This window comes from Kitasatospora sp. NPDC056184 (assembly GCF_042268405.1).
Taxonomy (GTDB): Bacteria; Actinomycetota; Actinomycetes; order Streptomycetales; family Streptomycetaceae; genus Kitasatospora.
This window is the reverse complement of record NZ_JBHJUI010000025.1, coordinates 89,607-106,296: the sequence shown is the minus strand read 5'-3', so window position 1 is coordinate 106,296 and position 16,690 is coordinate 89,607. Positions and strand designations below refer to the sequence as shown.

Below are 16,690 nucleotides of genomic sequence, written 5' to 3'. Positions count from 1 at the left end.
CATGTGCGAACTGGTGACATATCGGCGACGGCGCAGGGGATGGGTCGGGCCGAACTTCTCAGGCTGCCGGCGGCCATCGACCTCGCCACCGCCAAGGTGCAAGCAGTCCCTGTGAGTTGAGAGGGCCAGGATCCCCGGCCCGACCACCCCGGGGCGCACGAAGGCCCCCGGTGCTGCGAACACCGAGGGCCAGGCGAAGTCCTTACCCGCGACCTTCATTGGCGGCGCGCGACGGAACAGGTCCCGCGCCCCAGTCTGGAGCTTCACCATGGAGTCTACGTCCCACCAGCCCGATCCGGCAGCTTCCACCGCGAGTTGGCCGCCGGTTGCCAAGGCTGGCGAGCCCGGCACCTACCTGCCCGCCCAGCAGGCCGTCGTGTCCACAGCCTGTGGACACGACGCCGAGGCGGCGTCTGCCGAGCCCGCCGTCCCGGACGGGACCGACCTGATGCCCGACACCGAGGCGACCGAGGGTGCCGACCTGCTCGCGCAGCTGAGGGCCCAGATCGCGAAGTTCGTGATCCTTCCCTCCGACCAGGCCCTGGACGCCGCCACGCTGTGGGTCGCCGCGACCCACCTGCAGGGCTCGTGGCAGCACGCCCCGCGCCTGGCCGTGGTCGGCCCGGCCAAGCGCTGCGGCAAGTCCCGCCTGCTCGACGTCCTCACCGAGACGGTGCACAACCCCGTGGCGACGGTGAACTCGTCTCCGGCCGCGATCTTCCGCTCGATCAGCGAGGAGCCGCCCACCCTGCTGGTGGACGAGGCGGACACGATCTTCGGCAGCCCGAAGATGGCCGAGAAGAACGAGGAGATGCGCGGCCTGCTCAACGCCGGGCACCAGCGCGACCGCTACGTGCTGCGGGTGGTCGGCAAGGAGCACGCCCCGGGCAGGTTCCCCACCTTCGCCATGGCGGCCCTCGCCGGCATCGGCGATCTCCCCGACACGATCATGGACCGCTCCATCGTGATCCGCATGCGCCGCCGCGCCGAGGGCGAGCGCGTCTCCCCGTACCGCACCAAGCGCGACCGCCCCGCCCTGCACGCGATCCGCGACAAGATCGCCCGCTGGACGGCACCGCTCGCCGACCAGGCCCTGTGCCTGGAGCCCGCCATGCCGGTCGAGGACCGCGCGGCCGACACCTGGGAGCCCCTGGTGATCATCGCCGACCTCGCCGGAGGCCCCTGGCCCCGCCGTGCCCGCCAGGCGTGCAAGCGCATGGTCGACGCCGAGGTCCAGACCGAGGAGGACAACCCCAGCGGCGCACGGATCCTCGCCGACATCCGCCGGATCTTCCACGCCGCCAGCGAGCCGGAGCCGGACAGCATGACCACCGGCCAGCTGCTGTTCGCGCTCAACGGCAACGAGGAGGCGCCGTGGGCGGAGTCGGCCCGGGGCGGGCTGACTCCGCGCGCACTCGGCGCGATGCTCCGCGAGTTCGGCATCACCTCCGGCAACGTGCGCCTCGGCGACGGAACCCAGCGCAAGGGCTACACGCGCCACAAGTTCCTCGACGCCTGGCGCCGTTACTGCCCCACCGTCCACCCCGTCACCCCCACGGCCACGGACGAGAGTGCGGGCACGAGCAGCAGAGGCTGACCAGCTTCCCCGAACTGCCGTCCCTGCCGTCCCTGCCGTAACAGCACAGGTCACAGCGCCTGCCACCGGGACGCAACGGCCGCCCAAGACGGAAACGCCCCCACGCCGGGACGGCAGCAGCCCGCCTCCAAGACGGCGCGCGGGACGGCAGCCGTCCCACGCCGCCAGCGGCCCGCCGCCGCCCGAACCACGGCGCGAGCGGCGGGCCGCCCCGGGACGGGAACCACAACCGTCTTGTGCCGTCCCAGCCGTCCCTGCCGTAAAACCGCAGGTCAAAGGCCCTTCCGCTGGGACGGATACGGGACCCAAGACGGATACGCGCCGTGTCCCGAACCTGAACAGCGCCGCGCCCACGGTGCTACCGGCGAGCCGCGCCCGCCCCAGCCCAGAGCCCGTCCGTCCGCGCCAAGACGGCAAGACGGCAAAGACGGCAATCCCGCAAACCACCACCCGATCCGCGAGGACCACCTTCCGCATGACCGCCACCAACCCCATACGCCCCCGCCTGGACGCCGTCCTCGTACAGGCCGCCATCGCGGGCGCCCTGTCCTTCGCTCACCTCCACGACATCGCCGAAGCCGCCGGACAGCACGGCTGGAAAGCCTGGGCCTACCCCGTCTCGGTCGACCTACTGCTCGTCGCCGCATGGCACCGCATGCGCAACCTGCGCGCCACCGGACACCCGGCCGGCACCGCCTGGACCTGGTTCGCCATCGCCCTGACCGCCTCCCTCGGCGCGAACGTCGCCACCGCCGGCCTCCTCGACCTCGACCACGTCCCCGCCTGGCTGCGGATCCTGGTCGCCGGATGGCCTGCCCTCGCCTTCTTCGGCGGCACCCTCCTCGCCCACAACACCACCACGACCAAGGCCCCCGCCGAACCCGAACCGGCCAAGGACGAACTCCCGCTCCACGAAAACCCCGAGCCCTCCCCGGCAGCCCAGTCCGTACCAAACGCGGAGCAGGACGGCCAGTCCAGCCCCGCGCCGGTGGCTGAGCGCAGGGACGACGTCCCGGCCTCCGACGAAGAACCGGTCGCGCCTCGCAAGCGCACCGGACGCCCACCGGCGAAGACCATGGACCAGCTCGTGGAGATGATGCGGCCGGTCGTCGCCGAGCACGGTGTCAGCGTCGCAGTGGTCGAGAAGGCCCTCAGCGACGCCGGGATTCCGATCAGCAGCAAGCGGCGGACGGAGCTGATGACGCTCCTGCGGGATGAGCAGGCCGACCCTCAGCCCGAACACGCCGACCGCGAGCTCGAGCAGGCGCGTGAGCATCCGGTGCCTGCCTGACACCCCTCCATTGGTGGCCGCCCGCCAACGACCCGTTTGGCGCCTGGCGGGCGGCCTCTTCACCGCCAAGTGGTCTGGCGGATGTCCACCTCGTGGTCAGCGAGATCTGCCAAAGCACCGGATCACCCTTCCGCCGAACCGGTCGCCGCCCGATCCGGTCCGTGCGCCGCGTTCGCATCCCGCTCGCACCACAGCACCTCGACGACCCCGCGGCAGGAGATCAGCCCGTGACCGACACCCAGTACCCCCGCGGCGCCGCCAGCGAAAGCGCGAAGGAGAGGAAGAAGTCCCATACCGTGAAGAGTCTTTGGCAGTGGGCGTTCGGCAACCGAGCTCCTGGCGGAGCCAGTAGTACCGCGTGTCCGACTCGTGGCCGGACTCGCGGGATCTCCGCCCCAGGGGTGGCGGAGATGGCCCAGCGCGAGGGCGCGCCGGGCCAGGAGGTCGGGGCCGAGGGCGGCCCCGACCCGGACAAGCTCCTTGCCGTCCAGCAGCAGATCCTCGCCAACGTCCGCCCTACCAAGACCGACAACGAGTCCTCCGACCACCTCGCCGCCGATGATGCCGCGCCGAAGAACCGCCGCTACACCGGCACCAAGCGCGAAGAGCGCGTCGGCCCTCTGCGGTTCGAACCCGAGGAAGAGCCTCGGCTGCGTGCGGCTGCCACCGCCAACGGCTACCGCGGCCTGTCCGGGTTCGCCGCCGACGTCGTCCTGGCCTTCATAGCCGGCCGGTTCTTCATCGACCTGCCCCTGGCGGAAGAACGCCGACTCATCCACGAGTTCCGCGCCCGCGTCCTGCGCCAGATCAGCGGTATCGCCAGCAACGTCAACCAGATCGCCCGAGCCCTCAACGGCGGATACGAGCCCCCGGTCGACATCCGCCGCACCCTCGACGAACTGCACGGCCTGCTCACCGAGATCGCCGAGGCCCTTCGCCAGCCCGCCAACCAGGAAGGCTGAACACCGCCGTGATCGCCCCCATCAAGAACCCCGGCTCCAACACCCGCGGCCTGCTTGCCTACCTCTACGGACCCGGTCGCCACGACGAGCACCGCGACCCGCACATCGTCGCCGGCTTCGCCATGCTCGCCATGCCCGACCCCGGCCGCGACGAGAACGCCACCCTCACCCAGCTCGCCCGCTACCTCGACGAGCCCGTCCGCCTGCGCAACAGCGAGCCCGGCAAGAAGCTCACCGACCACGTCTGGCACTGCCCCGTACGCGCCGCACCCGAGGACCGCTACCTCTCCGACGCCGAATGGGGCGAGATCGCCGAGCGCATCGTCCGGGCCGCCGGCATCGCTCCCAAGGACGACGACCTGGCGTGCCGGTGGATCGCCGTGCGCCACGCGGACGACCACATCCACATCCTCGCCACCACCGTCCGCGAGGACGGCCGCCGCCCCAAGCTCCACAACAGCGGCCAGCGCGTCGGAGCCGAGTGCCGCGAGATCGAGAAGGACTACGGCCTGCGCCAGCTCGGCACGGGCGACCGGACCGCCGAACGCCGCCCCACCCAGGCTGAGATGCACAAGGCCAAGCGCCTCGGCTGGGAACAGACCAGCCGCGAGTGGCTCCAGGACCGCATCCGCGCCGCCATCCCCCACGCGAGCAACGCGGAGGAACTTCTCGCCTACCTCCAGGCCGATGGCGTCGAGGTCAAGATCCTCCGCTTCCCGTCCGGCGACCTTCGGGGCTACTCCGTCGCCCGTTCTGGCGACCTGAAGGCCAACGGGCAGCCGAACTACATCCCCGGCGGGAAGATCGCCCCCGACCTGTCCCTGCCCAAGCTCCAGGCGCTCCTTGTGGCCAGCAAGCCGGAGGAGCACCCCACCGCCCGCCGCAACAAGCCCGCCACCCGCTGGCAGCACGCCACCAACGCCCTCGACACCTTCACCACCGACCACGACACCGCCGGCGACAGTGGTGACGCGCGTGCGCAGGCGCACATCACCGCCCTCGGTGAACTGATCGAGGCCACCGCCCAGACCGCTCCCCAGGACCTGCGCGCCGAACTCCGAGCAGCAGCGAAGACCTTCGCCCGCGCCCAGCGCTCCCAGATTCGTGCAGACCACACGGCGGCAGCCGGTCTGCGACAGGCGGCCCGCGACCTCGTGCACGCCGGCAGCGGCAAGGACGGCAGCACCCTCGCCGTCTTCGTCGCAGCCCTCGTCTGGGCCGCGATCCTCTCCCAGCGCTGGCACACCGCCAAGGGCCATGCCCAGCAGGCCGAGGCCGCGCGCCGAACCGTCCAGCACCTCCAGGCCGCCTACGACCAGGCCGCCGCCGACCAGCTCGCCTTCCTCGCCCAACGTCAGCCCAAGGAGCAGACCCGCAACACCCTCGCCAGCGACGTCCGCGCCGCCATCCCTGACCACGCAACGCGGATCCTCGCCGACCCCAACTGGCCCGCCCTTGCCACCGTGCTCGCCGACGCCGAGGCCGGCGGCTATACACCCCACCAGCTCCTCACCGAGGCCGCCGCCCGCCGCGAACTCGGCAGCGCCCGCCTGCCCGCCAAGGTCCTCATCGCCCGTATCCAGCACACCAGCTACAACCCCGCACCCAACCGCACCGTCGAGGCGGCACTCCTGCGCTCGTCCGCCGCCCCGACCGTCCGCCACCACATCACCGACCCGACTACCCCGGCCGCCCCCCATCGGCCCGAAACCCAGGCTCGACGCCGCTGACCACCAGCGACCGGGGCCGGATCCTCGGCCAGCGAGCTAACAGCCCTGCTGAGATGTCGGTTTGATGTCGTCTACGGCGGTCGGGAACCATCCCGGCCGCCGTGCGTCTTGTGTGCTTGCCGATCGTCAACCGACTTGAAAGGGCACCACTTGACCAACCCCGGCGCCGACCACGACGGCCTCCACCGAAGCGTCATCCGCGCTGTCGCTCACCCCGGTGAACTCGATGCCCGCGGCATCCCCATCATCTGCCCCAACTGCGGTGCCCGCCGAGACTGGCTTCTCCTCAACGTCCGCCAGCAGGTCTTCGTCCGCTGCCGCTGCGCGGCCGAGTGGCACGAGCCCGACCTCACCCGCGCCCACTTCGACCTGCACTTCACCGCCCCCGAACACGAGTGGGACGAGTGGGACGACTACAACACCGCCATGCGGGCACTCGCCTTCGACGGCTTGCTCGCCGGCACCACCTGGGACTAGACCGACAGCTCTACGGGCGGCCACCCGCTGGGTGACCGCCCGTAGAGCCTGAGCCTCGGTCAGGCAGTGAGCGCAATGTCCAGGTACGCCTGCACCGGCTCGAAGAGCCCGTACGGCACATACTCGGGGATCTCGGCGAGAGCCACCCACGCGAGCTGGTCCAGCTCGTCCGTGTCGACCACCTCGGCGGTGCCGCTGACGGCCTCGCAGGCTGTGTACGACATCAGCCGACCGGTCTTCGGATGCACCCGCTCGCCCAGGAGCTTGACGGCGGCCACACCCAGTCCGGTCTCCTCCGCCGTCTCACGGACAGCCGCGTCCTCGGGCGACTCGCCGGCCTCGATTTCACCGGCCGGGAACTGCCAGGAGAGCTGGCCCTCGCTAACCCGCCGCCTCACCATCAGGACGCGGCGTTCATGGACCACGATCGCGGCGGCAATACCCGGGCGTTCCTCCGCAGTCTGCTGTGTCACGTCTGCTCCTCCAGGGCGGCCAGGATGGGTGGGAAGATCGTATCGGCGTCGATGAAGCGGGTCACCGATTTTCGAGGAACCCACATCACGTCGACGTTCTCGACGGCGTCGCTGTTGGTTGCCTCGCCGGCCAGGTACTCGCACAGGAAGTACTCGCACATCACGCCCGTCACGGGGTGGACACGGCTGCCGAGGCTCCCGCGGACGGCACAGTGGACCCCGGTCTCGTCCAGCGTCTCCCGGACGGTCGCGGTCTCCGGCTTCGCACCAGGCTTGATCACCCCAGCAGGGAACTGCCAGGTGATCCCGGACGCGTCGTCGTCGCGTCGGCAGACCAGCAGCACATCGCCCTGCCGGAGGACAACCGCGATGGCCACCCGCAGGGCCTGCGCAGCTGGCGTGCCGGACTCGGAGGCTCCGTCGCCGCGTTCTTTCGCTGCCAGGAGGGCGAAGCGCTGACGAGCCGCGTCGGAAGCTCTCTCGTGCGCGGCGTCGAGGAGCTGCTGCATCTCGGCTCTCGGTACAACGGAGGAGTCGGCGTGCCACGTGGCCACCGTTCTCACCGCGATCCCGAGCTGGTTGGCGAAAGCCTCGTTGGTGAGGCGGAGGGCGGACTGGAGCAGACAAGCGTAACGACCGCTCCAGACCTCGATGACGTCCAACGCCGTTCCCTCTCCGTCGTGGTCGCTGCAGTGCAGGAGGCGTGCGTCGAAGATGCACATCGACTGCACTGGCGCTTCATCGCTGCGCGACGTGGATGCCGGAAGACTTGCGGTCGGCTCCCCAAGGCCAGGCTCATCTCGGCAACTTGAGCTCTGGAAGCACCCGGGAGTAGCAGGACACACACGCCGACCCCTCGGAGATTCTAGGTGAGTACCCGAAGCAGGACAGCGAGTTGGGTGATTGCGCCCGCGAGACCGCCGTGCCGACATGGCGGCGGATCGAATGCCACCGGACCGCGCAGGGTTCACCCGTTCGGGGGGTAGGTCGGAGCGCCGAAAGTGGCTCGCCAGCGCCGGTAACCTCAGTTCATGACGGGCTGATCGTTCGTCATGTCTGAATGCCAGCAAGCTGAAAGGGAACTGATGGCCGAGGACCAGGTCCACACGGTCGAGCGCACGCTCGTCCTGCTCAAGCCCGACGCGCTGGTGCGCGGCCTCGGAGGCCGGATCATCTCGCGCTTCGAGGACGCCGCGCTGAAGATCGTCGGCGTCAAGATGAAGTGGATGGACGAGGAGTTCACCCGCAAGCACTACTTCGACCTCGAAGAGCGGCTCGGGGCAGAGGTCTACAACCTCACGGCCACCTTCATGCAGCAGGGGCCGGTCATTGCCCTGGTGCTGGAGGGCTACGACGCCATCGCCACCGTCCGGAAGATCGTGGGCAGCACCTACCCGAACCAGGCTCCGGCCGGCACGATCCGCGGCGACCTCTCGCACATGAGCTCCGCGGGCAGCGTGGCAGTCGGCAAGGCCGTGGCCAACCTGGTCCACGCCTCCGGCAACAAGGAGGAGGCCGCGCAGGAAGTCGAGCTGTGGTTCGACAAGGACGAGCTGCACGAGTACCGCACGCTGGCCGAGATCTTCACCAACTAGGCCGATCGCGGCGTCACCACTGAGACGCCACTGCGTTGACCACCACCGGGGCACCACCGTCCGATCTGAGAGGGCACCATGACCAACCAGACCCGCCTGGCCTCCGCCGAGGAGCTGGAGTCGATCTTCCAGCGTGAGCTGGCGACCGACCGCTGGGCGGCCACCGAGACCGCCTACGCACTGGCGGTCCGCCTCCGCGACGCCGGCGACTGGCCCAAGTCCCGCGAGTGGGTCCAGCAGTGCCTCCAGCTCCTGGAGGGTTTCCCGAACGAGACCGAGGACCAGGTGGCGACCACCCGCGTGGCGGTCGGCGGCGTCCCGCTGCCGAACTACCTGCACGCCGGCGTGATCCGCGAGCGCTTCGGCGACCTGGGCTGATCCATCTCGGGTGGTGCGGCCGGTGAAGTGACGGCCCGCCGCACCACCCGGCTCCACCGCCAACTCCATACCGCCCCATCCGGACCAGCCAGGGGCCACCCCGCCTTGGTTCGGCTGGATCCGCCATGCCTGAAACAAGGAGACACGACCGTGGCTGTCGAGATCGAGATGCGCGCCCGCTTCGGCAAGGAGACCCACGACCAGCTCATGGACCGCCTGCGGAAGGACGGCGAGGACCTGGGCGACGACGCCAAGCACATCTACTTCTACGTGCTGCCCGAGCAGCTGCTGAAGGTCACGGACAACACGGCCGCCGGTACCGCCAAGATCACCCTCAAGGGCAGCAAGATCGGCCAGGGCGCCGCCTTCCACGAGACCGAGTTCGCCATCGCCCGCGAGGACGTCCCGGCGGCCGTGAAGGTGTTCAACGCGCTCGGCTTCGAGAGTGCGATGCACGAGGCGTTCAACTTCCGCCACAACTTCCGCTACCAGGGCGTGGAGATCGCGCTCAAGTGGAGCGAGGCATGGGGCTACCACGCCGAATTCGAGGTGCTGCTCGACGACGGCGCCTCGGACGCCGCCCGCGACGAGGCGTCCGCCCAGATCGTCGACGTCGCCTTCGAACTCGGCGTGACCCTGATGAGCGAGCAGGAGCTGGCCGACTTCGCCGCCGCCTTCGAGGCCGCCCAACAGGAGCGCAAGACCCGCGAGGCACAGGCCGCGCCGATCCGGTAGGAGCCCCTCATCGCGGTAGACCACCAGAAGGGGGTGGGCACAGATGAGCACGACCCCGACGACCACGAGTCTGGTCGACCTGGCTGCCCGCAAGCAGCTGCCGCACCACCAGTACATGGACCCGGCCACCGTCGAGTGGATCAAGACTAACCGGCCGGACCTCGGCGCGGCCTGGCCACCGCCCCTGCGGCCGGCCTCGAAGCACATCCTGAGCCGGTCCGCTTTTCCGGCAACGTGGCTGGCGGAACCCCGTTTGCATGACTCGCTCCATGGCGTCCGGCACAGCATGCGAACCGCCGCGCTGGCCACCCTGCTCGCCGAGATCCACGAGCTGGACGAAACCGACACCGCCACGGTCATCCTGGCCGCCGCCGTCCACGACTGCCAGCGCCTGCACGACCAGGACGACCGGGGCCATGGCGCCCGCGCCGCCATCTGGCTGGCCGCCAACGCCGACACCATCTGGACCCACTTCGGCTTGGTGGCCACGCCCCGGCGGATCATCCAGGCCGCGACCGCCATCCGCCTCCACGACGTGCCGTACGGCGCCTTCTGCTCGGACGACCGGGCTGACTACGTTCGCGCCGAACTCATCTGCGACCTGGTCAAGGCCGCCGACGCGCTCGACCGCTACCGCCTGCCCAAGCTCACCTGGTGGCCCGACGCGCGGCACGTTCGTGAGCCGGCCTTCGACCAGCTCCGTGCCGTGGCTTTCGACCTCGTCGCCGTCTCCGAGACCGCGTACCTCGCCGGAGCCAGCAGCGCCGAAGCCGTCCTGTACGCGCTCGCCGAGAAGGGGCTGGTGTAGCCGTGAGCCTCCGCGACGCCTACGACCTGTGGGCCGACGCGCACGCCTTCTTCGACTCCGCGCTGCTGCCCGACGCCGGGCAGGCCGACCCGCTGGCAGCCCAGACGGCCGCCTGGCACAAGCGCCTGACCGACGAGACGCCGAACGGCAGCCTGCTCCGCAAGAACGCGCTCTTCGACAGCCTGAGCAGTGACGGCAAGCTGCACCTGCTCCACGTCACCCACGCCCTGGAAGAGATCAGCGAGGAGGGGGTGCTCTACCCCTCCGGCGGATGCCTCGTCGGCAGCATCTACTGCGCGCCGCTCACAGAGACCGAGCACGGCTTCCGCATGCACAACCTGGCCGCCTACGTCCTCACGAAGGAGGCCCCCGCCTCCCTCGCCAAGGTCGGCCTGAGCGGACGCGCACCCACGCCGCTGATCTTCGAGATCACCGCGCCGCCCCAGGCGTACCGCGGATTGGCGGGCGTGGACTACCTGCGCCTGGGCTCGATCCACCTGCAGATCTACACCGACCTGGAGTACCTGCTCAGCAAGACCGAGCGGCACCACCTGCGCGAGACCGTCGTCGGCCGGATCAAGAACTCGGCCGCGTTCCTGGCCCTGGCCGCCGGCATCGTCTACCAGGGCTCGACCGTGGCCACGGAGGGCTTCCTGCAGCTACTGGATGCGGCCATCCCCCGGCTGCCGATCCTCGGCTACCTCTACTTCGAGGCCCTCGCCGAGTACCTGATGCTCCACTCCACCTCCGCACGGACCCGGCAGCTGGCCGACCTCGGGGAGTTCAACAACTGGCTCTACAAGGAGATGCTGTTCGCCTCCTTCCCGGACATGGCCGGCAAGTTCAACCTCGCCAGGTTCCGTCCCCGCCCGCAGCAGCTGGCGGCACTTCTGCAGCGGGTGGACCCGACCATCGACGCCTCCCACGCCCGCGTGTACATGGTCGAGCGGATCAGCTACCTCGTGGCGGCCCGGCTCTTCACCAGCGGGCAGGTGCCCGAAGCCTGGCACCGCACGCGCTGGGAGTTCGACAGCCTCGCCACCCAACTCGGCCCGCTGCTCGGTCACCTCATCCACCGCGAACTCCGCAGCTTCGGCCGCTACCCCGACTTCTACTTCTACTTCGACCAGCACAAGGCCCTGCAAGCCTGGAACTACTGGAACCACATGGACATCGTCGTGCCGTTCAACGGCACGATGCCCAAGGGCGAGATCGGCATCAACCCGGCCTACCCGAACCTGGACTACCGCGTCTGGCGTGCCGAGCCGGACGACGCCGGGCACCTCCACCCGACCGAGCAGCTGGCGCTGAGCATCGCGCCGCGCCTGGTCGACATCAAGTACACGCTCATGCGCAACAGCAGCCGCTGACCGCTGCCCCACGCCCCTCGACGACGATCGCAGAGGAGACGCATGCCCACCCACGGCCCCGCCACCCCGTCCACCGCTGCCTGGCCGGCACCCACCCAACCCGCCGAGACGCTCTTCACCGAGATCTACCGCACCAACCACTGGGGATCTCCCGAGTCGGTCTCCGGTCCCGGCTCCGAGATCCGTCAGACCGAGGCCGTCCGGGCCGCCCTCTCCTCGGTTCTCGCGCGCTACCCGATCCGCACCGTCACGGACGCCGGATGCGGCGACGTCAACTGGATCCGCCACGTCGACGGGTTCGACCAGCTGGACGGCTACGTCGGCCTCGACGTCGTCCCCGACCTCGTCCAGCTCAACCAGGAACGGCACGGCAGCCAGCGCATCTCCTTCCGGCAGGCCGACCTGAGCAGGGACGACATCCCGGCAGCGGACCTCGTCATCGCACGGGACTGCCTCGTCCACCTCACCCACCACGAGGTGCTCACGTTCCTCGACCGAGTCACCGCCAGCGGCTCGACCTACCTGCTCGCCACCACCTACGTCGGCGAAGCCGAGAACCGCGACACCACGGACACCCACTGGCGCCCGCTCAACCTTCAGGCGGCGCCGTTCCACCTGCCCGAGCCCGTCGAGCACTTCGACACCGACTTCACGGACGGCGGCCGGCACCACCCCGGCAACGGCCTGGGCCTGTGGAAGATCGACCAGCTCAGTTCCCGAACCACCTGACCACCACCCAGGCGCCCCAGGAAGCGAGACCCTCGATGAGCCCGCACGACCAGCAGATAACCGTCCTCCTCGCCCAACTCGACCAGGCCCTCGACTCACCCGCAACCACGCACGGCCTCGCCCGAACCCTCCGGGCGACCGTCAAGGAAGTCGAACTGCACCGCCACCACCGGGCCAGCGTCGCCGCCCTGCCCGACTGCATCCTCAAGCCGAGCCCCGCCAAGGTCCAGATCGGCGGCGGCGGACACCGCATCGAAGGCTTCTTCAACATCGACATCGTCCCGCCGGCCGACCTCCTGTGGGACGTACGCGAGGGCATCCCACTCGCCGATGCCAGCGCCGAGACGATCTTCTCCGAGCACTTCCTGGAGCACATCGACTACCCGCGCTCCGCCAAGTACTACGCCCGCGAGGCCCATCGCGTCCTCACGCCCGGCGGCCAGCTCATCACCGGCGTCCCCGACGCTGCCTTCGTCCTGAACCAGTACCCGGCACCGCCGGACCGGGCCGCCGAGATGATTGATCGGTGGTACGCCAAGCGGCAGTGCCGAGGCGACATCAACACCTACCTCGACCTCATCAACTACGTCTTCCGCGACCAGGACGACGACCCGACCTACAACCCGCACTACTGGGCGTACGACCACGAGAAGCTTGCCCAGCTCTTCACCGAGGCGGGCTTCCGCACCGTCGAGCCGTGGACCTTCGACCCCACGATGGCCAACCCGAAGCGCCAGTGGGCCAGCGTCTACGTGGTCGCCACGAAGTAGCCGCGTAGCCCGCGAGCGATCCGCATGGGAGCGCACAGGACCTCTGACCGTGGTGGCCGGCAATCCGGCCACCACGGGACGGCGGGACCACCGATCAACGCCAGCAGCAGGCACCTGCACGCCTACGCAGCCCCGAGCGGGAGGCACCCCATGTCTCAAGGCCATCCGTACATCAGCCACCTGACCTTGGCCGACACCCCCAACGCGGTTCCCTGGGCCCGCCGGCATACTGCCGACATCCTGCGCCGATGGCGGATCTCGGACGCTGTCATCGAGACGGCCAACCTCATCGTCTCCGAGCTCACTACCAACGCGGTCCGGCATCCGGCCGACAATGAGCCGCAGAGCACCGGATACTCGAGCCTGTCCGCCGTCAGCACGTTCACCCTCACCCTCCAGCTGACGGGAACGGGCCTGCTCGTCCAAGTGGCAGACCACGACCCCCGGCCGCCAGTACGGCGAGAGGTGGGCGTGGAGGCCACTGGCGGACGTGGGCTGTTCCTGGTGAGCGAGATGGCCACCCGCTGGGGCTACTACTACCCCGCCACGACGGTCGGGAAGGTTGTCTGGGCGGAACTTCTCCACGCCTCCAGGCCCACTCCGGACCGCATGAGGCCAGCTACGGAGCGTGGGCAACCAGGCGAAACTATCAGCTCTGTGTCCGACCCACTACTGATCGGAAGAGTCCTAATCGGGCTGCGTGAGCTGTAGCAATAAACGAAAGCCCAACCCTAGAGCGCCCTGCCCCGGAGGCGTGGAGCCGAGCTCGGGCAGGCTCTCGGAGAGGCGGCGGCCCCGGCGCGTGCCAGGTGGAGACGGGCGACGACGTAGCTCAGGCGGCCGTGTCTTGACGTGAAAGGAAGATCAGCAAGCTGGAGTTGTCCTGGGAGGCGGATATCGTTGGCGGGTCGCCCCTGCAGGGATCGTGATGCCCCGCACGGGTGATCAGCAGGAACTCTTCGGCCTTCGGGTCGCCGGCCTTTTGACGAGCAAGGACACCCCCGACTGATGGCAGTGACCCAGCAGGAGATCGAGAACCGGTTGTGGGCCGCCGCCGATGAGCTGCGCGTGGCGATGCCGGAAGCGCAGTACTCCTCGGTGATCTTCCCGCTGATGTTCTGGAAGTACCTGTCGGACACCTGGGACCACGAGCACCAGAAGTTTTTGGTCGAAAACCAGGGCTGGGACAGCCTCACGGTCGAGGAAGCCCACCAGATCGAGTACCGCGACTACCAGTCGTTCGAGATCCCGCTGGTCCTCCGCGGCACAGACCAGGAGCGTCGCGCCTCCTGGTCGACCCACCTCGCCACCATCACCCAGCCTGGTCTCGGGCAGCGGGTCCGTACCTCCCTGCGGGCCATCGAGACAGCCAACCCCGACAAGTTCTCACGTCTGTTCGGGAACATGCCCTGGACCTCTGAGGAGGTACTGCCGGGGGACGTGCTGGCAGCAGTCATGCAGGTGATGAACCGCGTCCCGAAGATGCACGAGGGCAACATGTCCTACGACGTGCTCGGCGGGGCATACGAGTATCTGCTGAAGCGGTTCTCCGACGGGTCCGGCACCCGCGCCGGCCAGTTCTTCACGCCGCGTGAGGTCGTCGAGCTGATCATCGAGATCCTGAACCCCCAGAACTACGAGTCGGTGTATGACCCGACGTGTGGATCAGGCGGCATGCTCATCGCGTCCGCGGGCCTTCTGAAGGCCCGCGGCAAGCGCGGTTACACCCTGAGCTTGTACGGGCAGGAGGCCGTGGGGGACACCGCAGGTGTGGCGCGCATGAACCTCTTCATGCATAACCTCACCCAGTTCAAGATCGAGGTCGGCGACACCCTGAAGGACCCGCGCTTCAAGAAGCCGGACGGGTCCGTCAGGCAGTTCGACGTAGTCGTTGCCAACCCGCCGTACAGCCAGAAGTGGAAGCCCTGGAGCAACGACCCACGCGCCCTCGGCGGGGTCGCGCCGCAGTCGTCGGCAGACTGGGCGTTCGTGCAGCACATGATCGCCAGCATGGACCCGAAGAAGGGGCGTGCCGGGGTCGTCCTACCCCACGGTGTCCTGTTCCGGGGCGGCCAGGAAGCGGCCATCCGCAAGCGTGTCCTGGACGATGACCTCCTGGAAGCGGTGATCGGCCTGCCAGCGAACCTCTTCTATTCGACTGGCATTCCAACCTGCATCCTCGTGTTCCGTGCTCGTGAGACTAAGGCTGAGGAGCGCCAGAACGGCGTGCTGTTCATCGACGCCTCCAAACGGTTCACCAAGGCCAAGAACCGAAACGTCCTTACCGACGCCGATGTCGCCGACGTCGTGACCGCCTACCACTCGAAATTCGACGCGGGCAACACGCCAGCGGACCTCGGCGGGGACGGCGGACTCGCGGTGCGATTCGTCTCCACTGTGGAGATCGTGGCGAACGGGTACGACCTCAATATTGGCCGTTACATCAAGCAGTCCGCCGTCGAGGAGGAAGACCTCGGCACCCTCATCGATGCGTACAACCTCGCTAGGGCAGAGCGTCAGCGAGCCGAGGAGCACATGCTCGCAGTGCTTGCGAAGGCCGGGATCGAGGGCTTCGATGAGTGACGGTTTTCCGCTCCGTCCGCTCGGATCGCTCATGCGCCTCGACATCCAGCGTACGCCAATGATTCCTGCAAACACCTACCGTCTAGCCGGGGTCATGAATGCGGGGCAGGGGCTTATCGCTAAAGGCGAATTCGACGGCGGCGACACAGAATACGCGGCAATGAATGTGCTGCGCGTCGACCAGGTCGTGATGCGAAAGCTGACGGCATGGGAAGGCCCGATCAGCGTAGTACCTGCCGAGTTCGATGGATTCGTCGTCAGCAACGAGTTTCCGACGTTCACGCTTGGCCCGGAACTGGTGCCTGCCTGGATGAGGCACGTGTGTCGCTCGCCGCGACTGTGGGCGGAAATGAGGAATCGGGTGAGCGGGACAGTTCAACGACGCAAGCGTCTAAACCCAGAGCAACTGTTGCAGATCGAGCTGCCGATCCCCCCTCGTGAGATACAAGCACGGGTCGTCGAGATGCTCGACGCGGTCGACGACCAGATCGTCGCGCTCGACGAAGAGGCCGAGGCGCTGGACCGCGTGTCGATGGCCGTCGCCGAGGACCTGCTCTCCAGCGAACCAATGGTGGCGCTCGGAACGATGCTCGATGACATTCAAGGAGGCAGGAGTCCCCAAGCAAATACGAGGCCCCCGGGTACTGACGAACTTGGCGTGTTGAAGGTCAGCGCGGTCACGCCCTTCCGGTTCCTCCCGGAAGAGTCCAAGGCCCTTCTACCTGACACCTCCATGCCTGAGTCCGCTCTCGTTCAGCCCGGCGACGTACTCATCACGCGAGCGAACACGCCTTTGCGAGTCGGGGCCGTTGCGCGAGTTCCTGCCGACGTTCGGAAGGGCCTCTACCTCGCTGACAAGACGCTTCGACTCATGCCATCGTCAAAACTGGACTCGGACTTCCTCGTTGTGGCGATGGCGCTGAAGCTGGCTCGGACGCACCTCACGGGTTCGGCTACAGGCACCAGCGCCTCAATGGTCAACGTTAGTCAGGATCGCATTCGTGAGACACCGATCCCACTTCCTGACCTCGACCGGCAGCAGGAGGTTTCCTCCGCCGTGCTGTCCGTTCGTGCGAACGCCGATGGGGTGCGCGCTGAGGCCGCCCGCCTCCGAGATGCACGATCCAGCCTGCTCGCGGGCTTGCTGGACTGCACGATCGAGATCAAGTCTGCCGAACTGGAGGTCTAAGCC

18 protein-coding genes are annotated in these 16,690 nt (G+C 68.5%); 15 read left to right on the top strand and 3 right to left on the bottom strand.

Annotated features, from left to right (window positions below; translation table 11 throughout):
• The coding region (locus tag ACFC0B_RS33910) for a hypothetical protein (protein ID WP_376094801.1) at positions 1–270 on the bottom strand (270 nt) is incomplete at its 3' end.
• Between ACFC0B_RS33910 and ACFC0B_RS33905 the strand changes: the two genes are divergently transcribed.
• The 5 genes from ACFC0B_RS33905 to ACFC0B_RS33885 all read left to right on the top strand — a co-directional run bounded on the left by ACFC0B_RS33905 (position 269) and on the right by ACFC0B_RS33885 (position 6,057).
• Complete coding sequence (locus tag ACFC0B_RS33905; protein ID WP_376094798.1) at positions 269–1,597, top strand: DUF3631 domain-containing protein; 1,329 nt, start codon at positions 269–271, stop codon at positions 1,595–1,597. The two genes, ACFC0B_RS33910 and ACFC0B_RS33905, sit on opposite strands and share 2 nt — an antisense overlap.
• 475 nt (positions 1,598–2,072) lie before the next feature.
• Complete coding sequence (locus ACFC0B_RS33900; RefSeq protein ID WP_376094795.1) at positions 2,073–2,888, top strand: DUF2637 domain-containing protein; 816 nt, start codon at positions 2,073–2,075, stop codon at positions 2,886–2,888.
• Positions 2,889–3,298: 410 nt separating this feature from the next.
• Complete coding sequence (locus tag ACFC0B_RS33895; RefSeq protein ID WP_376094792.1) at positions 3,299–3,850, top strand: MobC family plasmid mobilization relaxosome protein; 552 nt, start codon at positions 3,299–3,301, stop codon at positions 3,848–3,850.
• An 8-nt stretch (positions 3,851–3,858) separates the two neighbouring features.
• On the top strand, positions 3,859–5,580 hold the full coding sequence (locus ACFC0B_RS33890) for a relaxase/mobilization nuclease domain-containing protein (protein ID WP_376094789.1): 1,722 nt from the start codon (positions 3,859–3,861) through the stop codon (positions 5,578–5,580).
• Positions 5,581–5,730: 150 nt separating this feature from the next.
• Positions 5,731–6,057 carry a hypothetical protein gene (locus ACFC0B_RS33885; protein ID WP_376094786.1) on the top strand — a complete coding sequence of 109 codons (327 nt, stop codon included), beginning with the start codon at positions 5,731–5,733 and terminating at the stop codon, positions 6,055–6,057.
• 59 nt (positions 6,058–6,116) lie between these two features.
• Here the strand turns inward: ACFC0B_RS33885 and ACFC0B_RS33880 are convergent, their stop codons facing one another.
• Positions 6,117–6,530 (bottom strand): NUDIX hydrolase, encoded by a 414-nt coding sequence (locus tag ACFC0B_RS33880; protein ID WP_376094783.1) that lies wholly within the window; start codon positions 6,528–6,530, stop codon positions 6,117–6,119.
• Positions 6,527–7,192: an NUDIX hydrolase gene (locus tag ACFC0B_RS33875; RefSeq protein WP_376094816.1), complete on the bottom strand. Its 666-nt coding sequence runs from the start codon at positions 7,190–7,192 to the stop codon at positions 6,527–6,529. Before ACFC0B_RS33875 ends, ACFC0B_RS33880 begins: the two co-directional genes overlap by 4 nt.
• Positions 7,193–7,615: 423 nt before the next feature.
• Between ACFC0B_RS33875 and ACFC0B_RS33870 the strand changes: the two genes are divergently transcribed.
• The 10 genes from ACFC0B_RS33870 (at position 7,616) to ACFC0B_RS33825 (ending at position 16,687) form a co-directional block, all read left to right on the top strand.
• Positions 7,616–8,125 (top strand): nucleoside-diphosphate kinase, encoded by a 510-nt coding sequence (locus tag ACFC0B_RS33870; protein WP_033346890.1) that lies wholly within the window; start codon positions 7,616–7,618, stop codon positions 8,123–8,125.
• A 78-nt stretch (positions 8,126–8,203) separates the two neighbouring features.
• Positions 8,204–8,503 (top strand): hypothetical protein, encoded by a 300-nt coding sequence (locus ACFC0B_RS33865; protein ID WP_033346891.1) that lies wholly within the window; start codon positions 8,204–8,206, stop codon positions 8,501–8,503.
• Positions 8,504–8,653: 150 nt separating this feature from the next.
• A complete protein-coding gene (locus ACFC0B_RS33860; protein ID WP_376094779.1) occupies positions 8,654–9,238 on the top strand; it encodes a hypothetical protein in 585 nt (194 codons plus the stop codon).
• A 43-nt stretch (positions 9,239–9,281) separates the two neighbouring features.
• Entirely contained in the window at positions 9,282–10,046 is a 765-nt protein-coding gene (locus ACFC0B_RS33855) for a hypothetical protein (RefSeq protein ID WP_376094776.1), read from the top strand.
• A 2-nt stretch (positions 10,047–10,048) separates the two neighbouring features.
• Positions 10,049–11,416: a hypothetical protein gene (locus ACFC0B_RS33850; protein ID WP_376094773.1), complete on the top strand. Its 1,368-nt coding sequence runs from the start codon at positions 10,049–10,051 to the stop codon at positions 11,414–11,416.
• Positions 11,417–11,458: 42 nt separating this feature from the next.
• The gene (locus ACFC0B_RS33845) at positions 11,459–12,145 is read left to right on the top strand and encodes a class I SAM-dependent methyltransferase (protein WP_376094770.1); all 687 of its coding nucleotides are present in this window, start codon (positions 11,459–11,461) and stop codon (positions 12,143–12,145) included.
• A 35-nt stretch (positions 12,146–12,180) separates the two neighbouring features.
• Positions 12,181–12,915, top strand: coding sequence for a methyltransferase domain-containing protein (locus ACFC0B_RS33840; protein WP_376094767.1), 735 nt, complete (start codon positions 12,181–12,183; stop codon positions 12,913–12,915).
• A 186-nt stretch (positions 12,916–13,101) separates the two neighbouring features.
• On the top strand, positions 13,102–13,626 hold the full coding sequence (locus tag ACFC0B_RS33835) for an ATP-binding protein (protein ID WP_376094764.1): 525 nt from the start codon (positions 13,102–13,104) through the stop codon (positions 13,624–13,626).
• 297 nt (positions 13,627–13,923) lie between these two features.
• Entirely contained in the window at positions 13,924–15,498 is a 1,575-nt protein-coding gene (locus ACFC0B_RS33830; RefSeq protein WP_376094761.1) for an N-6 DNA methylase, read from the top strand.
• A 31-nt stretch (positions 15,499–15,529) separates the two neighbouring features.
• On the top strand, positions 15,530–16,687 hold the full coding sequence (locus ACFC0B_RS33825) for a restriction endonuclease subunit S (protein ID WP_376094758.1): 1,158 nt from the start codon (positions 15,530–15,532) through the stop codon (positions 16,685–16,687).
• Positions 16,688–16,690: the final 3 nt, after the last annotated feature.

Excerpts from the sequence above, each read along its gene's own strand:
- ACFC0B_RS33895 (WP_376094792.1), top strand. The coding sequence starts at position 3,299 with ATGGCCCAGCGCGAGGGCGCGCCGGGCCAGGAGGTCGGGGCCGAGGGC.
- ACFC0B_RS33870 (WP_033346890.1), top strand. The coding sequence starts at position 7,616 with ATGGCCGAGGACCAGGTCCACACGGTCGAGCGCACGCTCGTCCTGCTC.
- ACFC0B_RS33855 (WP_376094776.1), top strand. The coding sequence starts at position 9,282 with ATGAGCACGACCCCGACGACCACGAGTCTGGTCGACCTGGCTGCCCGC.
- ACFC0B_RS33900 (WP_376094795.1), top strand. The coding sequence starts at position 2,073 with ATGACCGCCACCAACCCCATACGCCCCCGCCTGGACGCCGTCCTCGTA.
- ACFC0B_RS33865 (WP_033346891.1), top strand. The coding sequence starts at position 8,204 with ATGACCAACCAGACCCGCCTGGCCTCCGCCGAGGAGCTGGAGTCGATC.
- ACFC0B_RS33840 (WP_376094767.1), top strand. The coding sequence starts at position 12,181 with ATGAGCCCGCACGACCAGCAGATAACCGTCCTCCTCGCCCAACTCGAC.
- ACFC0B_RS33905 (WP_376094798.1), top strand. The coding sequence starts at position 269 with ATGGAGTCTACGTCCCACCAGCCCGATCCGGCAGCTTCCACCGCGAGT.
- ACFC0B_RS33845 (WP_376094770.1), top strand. The coding sequence starts at position 11,459 with ATGCCCACCCACGGCCCCGCCACCCCGTCCACCGCTGCCTGGCCGGCA.
- ACFC0B_RS33825 (WP_376094758.1), top strand. The coding sequence starts at position 15,530 with ATGCGCCTCGACATCCAGCGTACGCCAATGATTCCTGCAAACACCTAC.
- ACFC0B_RS33830 (WP_376094761.1), top strand. The coding sequence starts at position 13,924 with ATGGCAGTGACCCAGCAGGAGATCGAGAACCGGTTGTGGGCCGCCGCC.